The organism is Pseudonocardia sp. ICBG601 (assembly GCF_020496245.1).
The window spans coordinates 1-12,474 of the sequence record NZ_JAHLJA010000014.1; the positions used below are offsets into that span (position 1 = coordinate 1).

At 72.0% G+C, this 12,474-nt stretch carries 10 protein-coding genes, 1 tRNA gene and 5 pseudogenes; 10 read left to right on the forward strand and 6 right to left on the reverse strand.

Annotated elements, in window-relative coordinates; all coding sequences use genetic code 11:
• Both KPL57_RS06755 and KPL57_RS06760 read right to left on the reverse strand, forming a co-directional pair.
• Nucleotides 1–169: pseudogene (locus KPL57_RS06755) on the reverse strand (IS5/IS1182 family transposase); the annotation flags it as partial.
• 643 nt (nucleotides 170–812) lie between these two features.
• Nucleotides 813–885 (reverse strand) — tRNA-Lys (locus KPL57_RS06760).
• A 227-nt stretch (nucleotides 886–1,112) separates the two neighbouring features.
• On the opposite strand from KPL57_RS06760, the gene KPL57_RS06765 reads away from it, so the two are divergent.
• From KPL57_RS06765 to KPL57_RS06810, 10 genes and pseudogenes are all read left to right on the forward strand, one after another.
• Nucleotides 1,113–1,325: a hypothetical protein gene (locus tag KPL57_RS06765; protein WP_226350931.1), complete on the forward strand. Its 213-nt coding sequence runs from the start codon at nucleotides 1,113–1,115 to the stop codon at nucleotides 1,323–1,325.
• On the forward strand, nucleotides 1,322–1,660 hold the full coding sequence (locus KPL57_RS06770; RefSeq protein ID WP_226350932.1) for a hypothetical protein: 339 nt from the start codon (nucleotides 1,322–1,324) through the stop codon (nucleotides 1,658–1,660). Before KPL57_RS06765 ends, KPL57_RS06770 begins: the two co-directional genes overlap by 4 nt.
• Nucleotides 1,661–1,673: 13 nt before the next feature.
• Nucleotides 1,674–2,583: pseudogene (locus tag KPL57_RS06775) on the forward strand (IS5 family transposase); the annotation flags it as partial.
• A gap of 112 nt (nucleotides 2,584–2,695) precedes the next feature.
• Nucleotides 2,696–3,817 carry a tRNA dihydrouridine synthase DusB gene (dusB, locus tag KPL57_RS06780; RefSeq protein WP_308252803.1) on the forward strand — a complete coding sequence of 374 codons (1,122 nt, stop codon included), beginning with the start codon at nucleotides 2,696–2,698 and terminating at the stop codon, nucleotides 3,815–3,817.
• A 155-nt stretch (nucleotides 3,818–3,972) separates the two neighbouring features.
• A complete protein-coding gene (locus KPL57_RS06785) occupies nucleotides 3,973–4,863 on the forward strand; it encodes a GGDEF domain-containing protein (RefSeq protein ID WP_226350934.1) in 891 nt (296 codons plus the stop codon).
• Between the two features lie 473 nt (nucleotides 4,864–5,336).
• Nucleotides 5,337–7,256 carry an LCP family protein gene (locus KPL57_RS69400; RefSeq protein ID WP_226350935.1) on the forward strand — a complete coding sequence of 640 codons (1,920 nt, stop codon included), beginning with the start codon at nucleotides 5,337–5,339 and terminating at the stop codon, nucleotides 7,254–7,256.
• A gap of 98 nt (nucleotides 7,257–7,354) precedes the next feature.
• A complete protein-coding gene (gene phoU / locus KPL57_RS06795; RefSeq protein ID WP_060713545.1) occupies nucleotides 7,355–8,011 on the forward strand; it encodes a phosphate signaling complex protein PhoU in 657 nt (218 codons plus the stop codon).
• A gap of 98 nt (nucleotides 8,012–8,109) precedes the next feature.
• Nucleotides 8,110–8,310, forward strand: a complete 201-nt coding sequence (locus tag KPL57_RS06800; protein ID WP_020626047.1) for a dodecin domain-containing protein — start codon at nucleotides 8,110–8,112, stop codon at nucleotides 8,308–8,310.
• Nucleotides 8,311–8,385: 75 nt separating this feature from the next.
• Nucleotides 8,386–9,295: pseudogene (locus KPL57_RS06805) on the forward strand (IS5 family transposase); the annotation flags it as partial.
• Nucleotides 9,296–9,309: 14 nt separating this feature from the next.
• Nucleotides 9,310–9,972 carry a PhoU domain-containing protein gene (locus tag KPL57_RS06810; RefSeq protein WP_020626046.1) on the forward strand — a complete coding sequence of 221 codons (663 nt, stop codon included), beginning with the start codon at nucleotides 9,310–9,312 and terminating at the stop codon, nucleotides 9,970–9,972.
• A 79-nt stretch (nucleotides 9,973–10,051) separates the two neighbouring features.
• On the opposite strand, the pseudogene KPL57_RS06815 reads toward KPL57_RS06810, so the two are convergent.
• The 4 genes and pseudogenes from KPL57_RS06815 to KPL57_RS71825 all read right to left on the reverse strand — a co-directional run.
• Nucleotides 10,052–10,498: pseudogene (locus KPL57_RS06815) on the reverse strand (phosphate ABC transporter ATP-binding protein); the annotation flags it as partial.
• Nucleotides 10,405–10,833 (reverse strand): annotated as a pseudogene (locus KPL57_RS06820) (phosphate ABC transporter ATP-binding protein); the annotation flags it as partial. The pseudogenes KPL57_RS06820 and KPL57_RS06815, both read right to left, overlap by 94 nt.
• 12 nt (nucleotides 10,834–10,845) lie before the next feature.
• Nucleotides 10,846–11,964: a phosphate ABC transporter permease PstA gene (pstA, locus tag KPL57_RS06825; RefSeq protein WP_264197832.1), complete on the reverse strand. Its 1,119-nt coding sequence runs from the start codon at nucleotides 11,962–11,964 to the stop codon at nucleotides 10,846–10,848.
• Nucleotide 11,965: 1 nt separating this feature from the next.
• Nucleotides 11,966–12,286, reverse strand: coding sequence for a hypothetical protein (locus tag KPL57_RS71825; RefSeq protein WP_226350938.1), 321 nt, complete (start codon nucleotides 12,284–12,286; stop codon nucleotides 11,966–11,968).
• Between the last annotated feature and the right edge of the window lie 188 nt (nucleotides 12,287–12,474).

Sequence of the window (12,474 nt, forward strand, 5' to 3'; positions counted from 1 at the left end):
GGCAGCGTAGGTCTCGCCCTTACGCAGGTAGGCGAGCACCAGCAAGGCCTGCCGACCGGCTGAGAGCCGGCGCCAGCGTGTTCCACGCTGACGCCGATGCCCCCGGAGAAGATCGCAGATCACGGACGCTACGGCTGGACACGTTCATCCCGGATGGGTAGGACAGCAACGGGGCTCCTGGCAGACGACGGTTCGACACCCATCCGTCTACCAGGAGCCCCACCCCGGCCGGCCTTCACGCCCCTGACCAGCACAAACGTCAGGTGAAAAAGGCTCACTGGCCGAACTCAGCCGCTGCCTGGCTCCCGGTGGCGCACTGCTTTTCTCTGTTCACCACCCGATCAACGGCTGGGCGCTGTGCGACAAGGCCGACTACCACCGGACCGAGCAAGTCCACGAGACGTGGGACCTAGACGGCCAGGAGGTCACCGCCACGCTGTACCGGCGCCCGGTTTCAGCGATCTTCGGGCCGCTTCTGGACGCGGGCTACATCGTCGACGCTGTCGAGGAGCCACAGCCGGTTGCTGATGCTCCACTGCCCGAGGGACTGAGAACGACACTTCGAACGGCCCCCGTCTTCCTCTTCGTCCGAGCCCGGCGCCCTGCTCGCAGCCTCGCGTAAGGGCAGCCGCAGCGGCTCGCGGCCGGGTAACCGGCACCGACGGCCACGCCCGGGGCCGGAGGTAGAGGGTCGGACGGCGGGACCGGCGTGGCCGGCCCCGCGCGGCCGAAGGCGGCGCCTTGACGACTCGCACGTCACTGTCAGGAAGATCAGTGACCAGCTCGGGCGACTCCGAGACCTGCGGATTGTGTGGGCCCCCGGGGGATCGAACCCCGAACCCGCGGATTAAAAGTCCGCTGCTCTGCCGATTGAGCTAGAGGCCCCGGCCCTCCCCCGCGCCCCGTGCTCGCCCGGCGGAACCTGAGGAAATCCTACAGTCCGTGAGCATCGCCGCCCGCGCTCCACACCCCATGTCGCACAGGATCGTGAGGACGAACGGTCGACGGCCGTCGAGCGACCCGTGAGGCCCCTTCCCGACCACGACACCCGTCCGGGCGTACCGGCCCACGACGACGCGCCCCGAAACCGCACATCTCCGACACTGACGATCATGAAGCGTCCCGTGCTCCTGCTCATGACCGCGTTCCTGCTCACCGCCTGCGGCGGGCAGTCACCGGCCGCGGAGACCCAGGTGTCCGCGAGCTTCGCCCGGGCGGCGAGGGGCCGGCGTTCACCTACGACCCGGCGCTCGTCCCGGTCGGTTCGACCGTCGCGGTCACCCACACCGAGCAGGACGGTGCCACCGTCGCCACCCTCCGCGTGACCGGGCTGCTGCCGAACCGGACCTACGGCGCCCACGCGCACACGCAGCCCTGCACCGCGGCCTCCGGTGCCGACGCGGGCCCGCACTTCCAGTTCTCCGAGGACCCGGTGACACCGAGCGTCGACCCGTCCTACGCCAACCCGATGAACGAGATCTGGCTCGACGTCACCACCGACGCGAACGGCGCGGGCGAGTCGACCGCCACCGTCCCGTGGGTCTTCCCGGACGACCGGCGGGCGGAGTCCGTCGTCCTGCACGAGAAGCCGACCGCCTCCCACGCCGGGCATGCGGGCACCGCGGGCGGACGCCCCGCCTGCGTCACCGTCGACTTCTGAGAGCGTGTTTGAAATGGTGGGTGTGTCGGGATGGTCGACACGGCTGGGGTGCTCCATCGTGGTCGGCATGCAGGAACGACCGCGCCGGTACCCCTCGGACACCAGTGATGCCCAGTGGGTGGTGATCGAGCCGTTGTTACCGCCGCTCGCGCGGCGGGGGCGGCCTGTTGCTCATGCTCGTCGGGACGTGCTGGACGCGATCTTGTATGTCGTGCGGACCGGGTGTGCCTGGCGGGCGTTGCCGGTGGACTTCCCGCCCTGGCAGACCGTCTACTGGTACTTCAACCAGTGGGAACAGCAGAAGGTCACCGAGAAGATCCTCCCGGTCGTGCGGGGGCAGTTACGTATCGCCGAGGGCCGTGATCCGGAGCCGAGTGCGGGGATCATCGATTCCCAGTCGGTCAAGGGCGCCGACACCGTCGGCCAGGACTCCCGCGGCTACGACGCCGGGAAGAAGACAGGCGGACGGAAACGGTTCATCGTGACCGACACCCTCGGTCTGCTGCTGACCACGATGGTGTGCTCGGCCTCGGTACAGGACCGCGACGGCGCCAAGCCGATCCTGCTCAACCTCTACCTGCGCACCAGGGTGCGGTTCGTCTACGCCGACGCCGGCTTCGCCGGGCGACTGCTCGACTGGGCCGCCACGATCCTGCAGACAACGATCGAGATCATCCGCAAGCCACCCGAGCAGCGCGGATTCACCGTCCTCCCACGAAGGTGGGTGGTCGAACGGACCCTGGCCTGGCTCACCGCACACCGACGCCTGGCCCGAGACTACGAACGCCACCCCACCACATCCGAAGCCATGATCCGCTGGGCCGCGATCAACACCATCACCCGCCGCATCGCCCGTGGATACCCCGCCACCCGCCAGCAGAAACACACGACACCCTCAACCCACTAGAATTTCCAAACACGCTCTGAGCGACGCCGAGGTCGGCGCCGTCCCGCGCGCCTGGGACACTGGTGGGCGTGACCGTGTTGGACAGCGTCCGCGACGCGCGGACGGACACCCCTGCCCGCCGTGACCGCGTGCTGCCGCCGTTGCGCATCGGCCCGTTCGAGGTCGACACCCCTGTGGTGCTCGCGCCGATGGCCGGCATCACCAACCCCGGGTTCCGTCGCCTGTGCCGCGAGCAGGGCGCCGGCTACTACGTCTGCGAGATGATCACCGCTCGCGGGCTGGTCGAGAAGAATCCGCTGACGTTCCGCATGATCGCCTTCGACGCGGACGAGCACCCCCGCTCGATGCAGCTCTACGGCGTCGACCCGGCGTCGATGCAGCGTGCCGCGGAGATGATCGTCGAGCGCAACCTCGCCGACCACATCGACATGAACTTCGGCTGCCCGGTCCCCAAGGTCACCCGGAAGGGCGGCGGGGCGGCACTGCCGTTCAAGCGGGAGCTGTTCCGGCGGATCGTGCGGGCCGCGGTCACCGGCGCCGGCGACCGACCGGTCACCGTCAAGATGCGGATCGGCATCGACGACGAGCACCAGACCCACCTCGAGGCCGCGCGGATCGCCGTGGACGAGGGCGCGGTCGCCGTCGCGCTGCACGCGCGCACCGCCGCGCAGCGCTACTCGGGCACCGCGGACTGGGACGAGATCGCCCGGCTGCGCGACGCCGTCCCTGCGCACGTTCCGGTGCTGGGAAACGGCGACATCTTCTCCGCGCAGGACGCGCTGGACATGGTCGCCCGGACCGGCTGCGACGGCGTCGTGGTCGGCCGGGGCTGCCTGGGGCGGCCGTGGCTGTTCGGGGACCTGGAGGCCGCGTTCGCCGGCCGCGAGCTGCCGGCGCCGCCGAACCTCGGCCAGGTCGCGGCGACGCTGCGCCGGCACGCCGTCCTGCTGTGCGAGCACATGGGCGACCACAAGGGCATCCGCGACGTCCGCAAGCACATCGCGTGGTACCTCAAGGGCTTCCCGGTCGGCCCGGAGCTGCGGCGCAGCCTCGGCATGGTGGAGTCGATCGACCACCTCGACGAGCTGCTGTCCGGGCTGGACCCGGACGAGCCGTTCCCGGCCGAGGCCGACGGGCCGCGGGGGCGTCAGGGCTCACCCGGTCGCGTCGTGCTGCCCGAGCACTGGCTCGACGACCCGGACGACCCGTCGATCCCCTTCGGGGCGGACGTGGAGCACTCCGGAGGTTGATCGCGGCGGCCCCGGGGCGAAACGCGTTACCCCGACCCGGGGAACCACGGCGCCGAACGGGTGCCGACGACCCCGTACGCCTCAAGCGTCGCAGGGGTGTCACCGATGAACAGTCCCAGTGGCGCCGGAACGGCACGACGACGGGGAGGTGGATCATGACCGACACCGCATGGACGGTGCGCAGGCTCGTGCGGTCCGCCCGCCGCGTCGGCACGACGCCGCCCGCCCAGGGGCCCGAGGCCCCGGACGACGACGACCTCGCCCCCGCCTCACCCGCGGCCCGCGCGGCCCTGCACACCGCGGCCGCCGAGCGGCTCGCCGAGCACCACCGCTACGAGCAGGCCTACCTGCACCTGCGCGAGGCCGTCCGGCTCCTGCACGGCCTCAGCGCGCCGAGCCCGGCCGACGAGCTCGACCGGCTCCGCCGCGAGCACGCCGAGGCCCGGGAGCAGAGCCGCCGCGACAGCCTGACGGCGTCGTACAACCGCCGTTACCTCGACGAGCGGCTGATCGACCTGCTCGCCGCGGGCACCGACCTGCCCGTCTGCCTGGCGCTCGCCGACATCGACCACTTCAAACTGGTCAACGACACCCACGGGCACCCGTTCGGGGACCGGGTCCTGCAGCGGATGGTGCTGGAGCTGGGCCGGGCCCTGCCACCCGGCGCGTTCTGCGCCCGCTACGGCGGCGAGGAGTTCGCGCTGGTGCTGCCCGGGCTGACCGCCGAGGAGGGCGTCGCGGCCTGCGAGACCGCCCGCGAGCGCGTCGCCGCGCACGACTGGACCGACCTGCACCCGGACCTGCGGATGACGATCAGCATCGGCGTCGCCCGGTCCCGTCCGGGCGACGACGACGTCGAGGCCCTCGTCACCGAGGCCGACGTGCTCCTCTACACGGCCAAGCAGGCGGGACGGAACGCCGTCGCCCACCGCGACGCCGACGGCCGGGTGACCTTGGCCGGGGCGGCAGCCGGACGCAGGTCGATCCCCCAACCGGAGCAGGGCGCGTCGCGCCCCGCGCCACCCGCGTCGGTCCGAGCCGAATAAGATCGGCCGTGCGGTCCCCGCGGCCGCACGATCCGGAAGGGCGCGTCCCCCACCCCGCGCCCCGTCACGCGCGTCCGCTCCGGCGGTCGCGACGAGGAGGCCCGGTGCAGGACGGCGACGACGAGGTGCGCCGGTCCCGGCGTACGCGTCGGCGCCCGGACGACGCGGGCCCGCCCGCGCCCCCCGCACCGCAGGGCCCTCCCGGACCACCCGTCCCGCCACCCGGCGCGCACCCGTCGGGCCCGCAGCGGCGCCCCGGTGCGCACCCGTCCGGGGCCCAGCCGTCCTCAGCCCAGCCCTCCGGGGCCCAGCCGCGCCCCGGCTCCGGGCCGCATCCGTCCGGGCCACAGCCGCGCCCGGCGACCGGCGCACACCCATCGAACCCACAGCCGCGCCCAGCAACCGGCGCACACCCGTCGCAGCCGCAGCCGCGACCGGCCGACGCCCCGCCGGGGCCGGTCGCCCCGACCGGCGTGCGACGCGTGCGCGGCGGGCCCGTACCGCGCCGTCCCGGTGAACCGCCCGCGCCGCAGCGTCCACGTCCGCGTGACGGTGCCGCGCCCGCCCCGTCGCGCCCCACCCCGGCGCCACCCCCGGGCGGCACCCCGCGCCCGCCGTCGCCCATCGCTCCCGGTGGCGCCGGCGCCCGGCCCGCCCGCACCCTCGCGGAGGCGCCGGAGACCGCGCGTCCCGCCACCCCGGCCACCGGAACCGGTCCGGGAACCCGGGCGACCCCGGCCGCCGCAGCGCGCCCTGGCTCCAGGAGCGGAGGGGCCACCGGGAGCACCGGGGTCGCCGGGAGCACCGGGGTCGCCGCCACCGCGGAGGCCGGACGGGCCGGGGCGGGCGCGGCGCCGTCGCGCCCCGCACGCCGCGGCGCCGCGGACTCGCGCGTCACCGAGGTCGTCGACGCGCTGGTGCCGCGCCGCCGCCGTCGTCGCTACCGGGACGACCCGCCCGTCGCGGACACCTCCACGGCGGAGGAGGCCGCGCCGGACGAGGCCGTCCCCGGCTCCGCGGAGCCGGAACCGGTAGGCACCCCGCCACCGGCCCGGCTCGACCCCCGCGCCCGTGCGCTGCGGATCGGCGCGGCGGCGGCCGCGGTGCTCGTCCTGGTCACCACCGCCTTCGGGTTCGCCGGGCGCAGCGAGGTCCACGCCGGTGTCCGCGACGTCGTCGCCCTCGCCCCGGACACCGACGCGATCCTCGATGCCGACACCCAGGCCGATGACCAGAACGTCCTGGTGCTGGGTCTGCAGGCCGACCGCGCGAGCACCGCGGAGTCCGCGCGCACCGACACGGCGGTGCTGGTCCACCGGCCCGCGGGCGGCGGCCCGGCCGTCACCCTGTCGATCCCCGCGACGCTGGAGGTCTCCCGGCCGCCGTGCCGGCGCTTCGACGCCGCGACCGGCACCTACGGCGGCACCGTGCCCGCGGAGTCCCGGACCGCCTTCGCCACCGCCTACGACGTCGGCGGCCCGGCCTGCAGTGTCGGCGTCGTCCAGCAGCTCACCGGCATGCCGGTGAGCGGTTTCGTCGCACTCGACCTGGCCGGGACCCCGGAGCTCGTCGACGCCGTCGGCGGGATCGAGGTCTGCACCGAGCGCCCGGTCGTGGACCCGGTGCTCGGCCCGGTCGTGGAGGGCTCGGGCACCGTGGAGCTCGACGGGGCCACCGCGGTCCGCTTCGCCTCCGCCGCGGGTACCGCGGACAGCTCCCCGGCCAACCGGGTCCGGCGCCAGCAACGCGTGCTCGCCGCGGCGCTGGGCGATGCGCTCTCGACCACCTCGCTGCTGACCCCCGGTGCGCCGGGCCGCTCCGCGGCGGGGGTGTCGTCGGCGCTGTCGGCGGACGGGGTCGACGCCGGCGAGATCCTCACCCTCGCCCGCGGACTCGCCCGGTCGGGTGCCGCGGGCGACGGGGAAGCCCCGCTGTTCCTGTCCGTCCCGGTCAGCGACGCCCCGAACACCCGGGGCCAGCTGGAGCTGCGCCGCTCCGAGGCACGCGCGCTGTTCTCCGCGCTGCGCGAGCACGGACCGCTGCCCGAGAGCGCGACAGCGCCGGCCTCCCGCTCCGCGGGTGCTCCGGGGCCGGGCACCGTCGTGAACCTGGTCGACGCGACCGGCCGCCCCGGTGCCGTCGACCGGATCGCCGCGGACCTGCGCGACCGCGGCTACGAGATCGGCAGCGTCACCCCCGGAACGGCGGCACCGGGCGCGCAGGTCCGCTACTCCCCCGACAACACCGACGCCGCGGGCACCCTCGTGGAGGCGCTGCCGGGTGCCCGCCCCGTCCCGGACCCGACCGCGAGCCGGGTGCTGGAGCTCGTCGTCGGTGCCGGCGACGCGGCTCCGGTGCAGGCCGTCCCCTCCGACGACGCCGACTGCGACTGAACCGCCCGTATCCCCCGAACGGGGTATGTCGTCCAGCGTTCACGGCGGGTTCACCCGCCGCGGCTGAACGTCGCCGCTCGGGGGCCTAGGCTCGGGACATGCGCGACACCTATCAGGAGCAGCTGGACGAGCTGGCCTCCGGCCTGGCAGACATGTGCGACGACGTCGCACGTGCCATGGCGCGCGCCACGACCGCACTGCTCGAGGCCGACCTCCAGCTCGCCGAGCAGGTCATCTCCGAGGACGTCAAGATCGACGACGTCCGTGCCGCCGCAGAGCACCGGGCCTTCGGCCTGCTCGCGCTGCAGGCGCCGGTCGCGACCGACCTGCGGGTCGTCGTCGCCGCGATCCACGGTGCCGGTGACATCGAGCGCATGGGTGACCTCGCCCTGCACGTCGCCCAGGCCGCCCGTCGCAGGCACCCGCAGTCCGTGCTGCCCGACGAGGTGAAGTCCTACTTCGCCGAGATGGGCCGGGTCGGCGTCGAGCTCGCGGAGAAGGCCGGTCGGGTCATCCGCACCCGTGACCTCGACGCGGCGAACGAGCTCGAGGCCGACGACGACGCCGTCGACGACATCCACCAGCACATGTTCACCGTGCTGATGGACCGCAACTGGACCCACGGGGTGTCCGCCGCGGTCGACGTCGCGCTCCTCGCGCGGTTCTACGAGCGGTACGCCGACCACGCCGTCGCCGTCGCTCGCCGGATCGTGTACGTCGTCACCGGTCAGATGCCCGGTCCGCTCGCCGTCTGAGAGCATCGTTGGCCCGTTCGGGGCAGTCGATACACCCCACTCGGCGAACGGTCGACCGATCGGGTTTGACGGTGAGACGCCGGGGGCACGTCTGCTGCATGGAACACGCGAGCTGCGTCGTCACCGAGGTCGTCGGGACCTCGGACGAGAGCGTCGAGGCTGCGATCCGGGACGCCATGAGCCGCGCCGGACACGCCCTCGAGTGGTTCGAGGTGACCGGGGTCCAGTCGACCGTCCTCGGCTCCACCGAGCGCTTCCGTGTCGGCCTGCGGGTCGGCCTGCGTGCCCGCGCCGCCTGACCCCGCCGTTCACCGAGCGTTCACCGGTCCCGGGCCGAAGCCGACGCGAACTCCGATCTGAGAGCGTGTTTGGAAATGGTGGGTGTGTCGGGATGGTCGACACGGCTGGGGTGCTCCATCGTGGTCGGCATGCAGGAACGACCGCGCCGGTACCCCTCGGACACCAGTGATGCCCAGTGGGTGGTGATCGAGCCGTTGTTACCGCCGCTCGCGCGGCGGGGGCGGCCTGTTGCTCATGCTCGTCGGGACGTGCTGGACGCGATCTTGTATGTCGTGCGGACCGGGTGTGCCTGGCGGGCGTTGCCGGTGGACTTCCCGCCCTGGCAGACCGTCTACTGGTACTTCAACCAGTGGGAACAGCAGAAGGTCACCGAGAAGATCCTCCCGGTCGTGCGGGGGCAGTTACGTATCGCCGAGGGCCGTGATCCGGAGCCGAGTGCGGGGATCATCGATTCCCAGTCGGTCAAGGGCGCCGACACCGTCGGCCAGGACTCCCGCGGCTACGACGCCGGGAAGAAGACAGGCGGACGGAAACGGTTCATCGTGACCGACACCCTCGGTCTGCTGCTGACCACGATGGTGTGCTCGGCCTCGGTACAGGACCGCGACGGCGCCAAGCCGATCCTGCTCAACCTCTACCTGCGCACCAGGGTGCGGTTCGTCTACGCCGACGCCGGCTTCGCCGGGCGACTGCTCGACTGGGCCGCCACGATCCTGCAGACAACGATCGAGATCATCCGCAAGCCACCCGAGCAGCGCGGATTCACCGTCCTCCCACGAAGGTGGGTGGTCGAACGGACCCTGGCCTGGCTCACCGCACACCGACGCCTGGCCCGAGACTACGAACGCCACCCCACCACATCCGAAGCCATGATCCGCTGGGCCGCGATCAACACCATCACCCGCCGCATCGCCCGTGGATACCCCGCCACCCGCCAGCAGAAACACACGACACCCTCAACCCACTAGAATTTCCAAACACGCTCTAAGGTCGTCGCCATGCGCAGGGAGACGCTCGACGACAACCTCGCGCAGCTCCGGTCCATGCTCGACGAGATGGGTCCGCTCGTCGCAGCGGCGTTCCGCGACGCGTCCGAAGCGTTGCTGTCCGACCGGACCCGGCTCGCCGAGCAGGTCGTCTCCCGCGATCCCGTCATCGACGGTTACCGCGACGCGATCGAGCTCCTCGCCGTCGAGACCATGAACATCCACCAGCCGATGGCCGCTCCACTGCGAGCGGTGATCACCGCTCTGCGGTGCGCCCAGCAGCTGGAGCGGATGGGCGACCTGGCCCGGCACATCGCCGCCACCGTCGTCCGGAGCGGGGACCACGTGGTGCTCGCCGAGCAGGCCCACCCGCTGTTCGCCGACTACGGCGCCCGGGTCGCGGCCATGGGCGACAAGGCCGTCGAGGTGCTCCGCACCCACAACGTCGTCCTCGCCGCCGAGCTGCGCGAGGACGACGACGTCGTCGACGCGCTGCACCGCCAGGTCTTCGAGCTGATGTTCGGCCCGGACTGGACGGCGGGCGTGCCGGCCGCCGTCCACGCCGCGCTGCTGGCCCGCTTCCACGAGCGCTACGCCGACCACTGCGTGCACCTGGCCGACCACGTCGTCTACGCCGTCACCGGCGGCACCGTGGACGAGCTCCCGGTCCTCTGACCCGGCCCGCGACGACGAACGCCCCCGGCCCCCCGAGAGGGGCCGAGGGCGTTGGCGCCGTGCGGACGTGCTGCGAGGATCAGCCGAAGCGGCCGGACACGTAGTCCTCGGTCGCCTTCTGCTTCGGCTGGGAGAAGATCGTCTTGGTCTCGTCGAGCTCGACCAGCTTGCCGGGCTTGCCGGTGCCCTCGATGTTGAAGAAGCCGGTGAAGTCGCTGACCCGCGCCGCCTGCTGCATGTTGTGGGTCACGATGACGATCGTGTAGTCGTCGTTCTTCAGCTCGTTGATCAGGTCCTCGATCGCGAGCGTGGAGATCGGGTCCAGCGCCGAGCAGGGCTCGTCCATCAGCAGCACGTCGGGCCGCACCGCGATCGCGCGGCGATGCAGAGCCGCTGCTGCTGACCACCGGAGAGGCCCGAACCCGGCTTCTCGAGCCGGTCCTTGACCTCGTTCCAGAGGTTCGCGCCGCGCAGCGACCGCTCGACGGTGTCGTCGAACTCGGCCTTCGACGCCCGCTTGTTGTTCAGCTTCATCCCCGCGATGACGTTGTCGTAGATCGACATCGTCGGGAACGGGTTGGGCCGCTGGAAGACCATGCCGATCTGGCGGCGGACGCCGACCGGGTCGACGTTCGCCCCGTAGAGGTCCTGGCCGTCGAGCTCGAGCTTGCCCTCGACGCGGGCGCCGGGGATGTTCTCGTGCATCCGGTTGGTCGACCGCAGGAAGGTCGACTTGCCGCAGCCGGACGGACCGATCAGCGCGGTGACCGTCTTCGGCTTGATGCTCATGTTGACGCCCTCGACGGCGAGGAACGACCCGTAGTAGATGTTCAGGTCCTTGGCTTCGACACTCTTGCCCATGTCGCGGATTCCTTATCGGGTCTTCGGGGCGAAAATGCGGGAGATGATGCGGGCGACGATGTTCAGCACCATGACGACGAGCATCAGGACCAGCGCAGCGGTCCAGGCCCGGTCGAGGAACGCCTCACGCGGGATGCCGGGAACGGCGTAGGAGTAGTACGAGAACACCGGCAGCGTGGCCATCGGCCCCGAGAACGGGTTCAGGTTGACGCCGAGCGCGAGACCCGTGGTGACCAGCAGCGGGGCGGTCTCACCGATGACGCGGGCGACGGCGAGCATGACGCCGGTCGCGATACCGCCGGCCGTCGTGGGAATGACGACCTTGAGGATCGTCCGCCACTTCGGCACACCGAGCGCGTACGCGGCCTCGCGCAGCTCGTTCGGGACGATCTTGAGCATCTCCTCGGTGGAGCGCACCACGATCGGGATCATGAGGACGGTCAGGGCGACCGCGCCGGCGAAGCCGAACCGCACCGCCGGGCCGACGAACAGCGCGAACAATGCGAACGCGAACAGACCGGCGACGATCGACGGGATGCCCGTCATGACGTCGACGAAGAACGTGATCGCCCGCGCCAGGCGTGACCGGTTGCCGTACTCGACCAGGTAGATCGCGGTGAGCACACCCACCGGGATGGACATGATCGCGGCGAGCGCCGTGATGATGAGCGTGCCCTGGATGGCGTGCAGTGCACCGCCGCCGACCCCGACGACGCCGCGCATCGAGCTGTTGAAGAACGTCGGGTCGAACCGTGCCCAGCCGTTCGAGACGACGGTCCACAGCACCGACACCAGCGGGATCATCGCGAGCAGGAACGCACCCGTGACGATCGCTGTCACCAACCGGTCGGCGGCCTTGCGGGCGCCCTCCACCGCGCGGGACACCACGTAGGTGGCGACCAGGTACACGACCACGGTCAGGAAGACCCACAGCCCGATGCCGAAGCCGCCCGCCAGCGCGGTCGCACCGGCCGCCACCACGGCCGATCCGGCGACCAGGGCCCACGGCGACCACTTCCGGAGGGAGCCCTTGCGACGCGGCAGAGCCGTCGTCGTGGCCGGGGCCTGCAGCGTGCTTCCGGTCACGGTCGCCTCGGTGTCGGTGCGGATTCGTTCGGTCCCGGTGGACATCTCAGTTCGCTCCCGAGAACTCGCGGCGGCGCTCGACGATGTAGCGAGCGATCATGTTGACCAGCAGGGTGATCAGGAAGAGCACCAGACCGGACGCGATGAGGACGTTGACGTCGATGCCGGACGCCTCGGGGAACTGCAGCGCGATGTTCGCGGCGATCGTCGACGGGTTGCCGGAGCCGATCAGGTTGAACGTGATCCCGCCGGAGACCGACAGGATGATCGCCACCGCCATGGTCTCGCCGAGCGCGCGGCCGAGGCCGAGCATCGCGCCCGAGACGATCCCGGAGCGGCCGAACGGCAGCACCGCGAGCCGGATCATTCCCAGCGGGTGGCCCCCAGGGCGAGCGCGGCCTCCTCTGCAGCTTCGGCGCCTGGAGGAAGACCTCACGGGCGACGGCGGTGATGATCGGCAGGATCATCACCGCGAGGACGAGGCCGACGACCAGCATCGTGCGGCCGGTGCGGCGACGGCGGAACGGCGAAGAACGGCAGCCAGCCGAGGTAGGT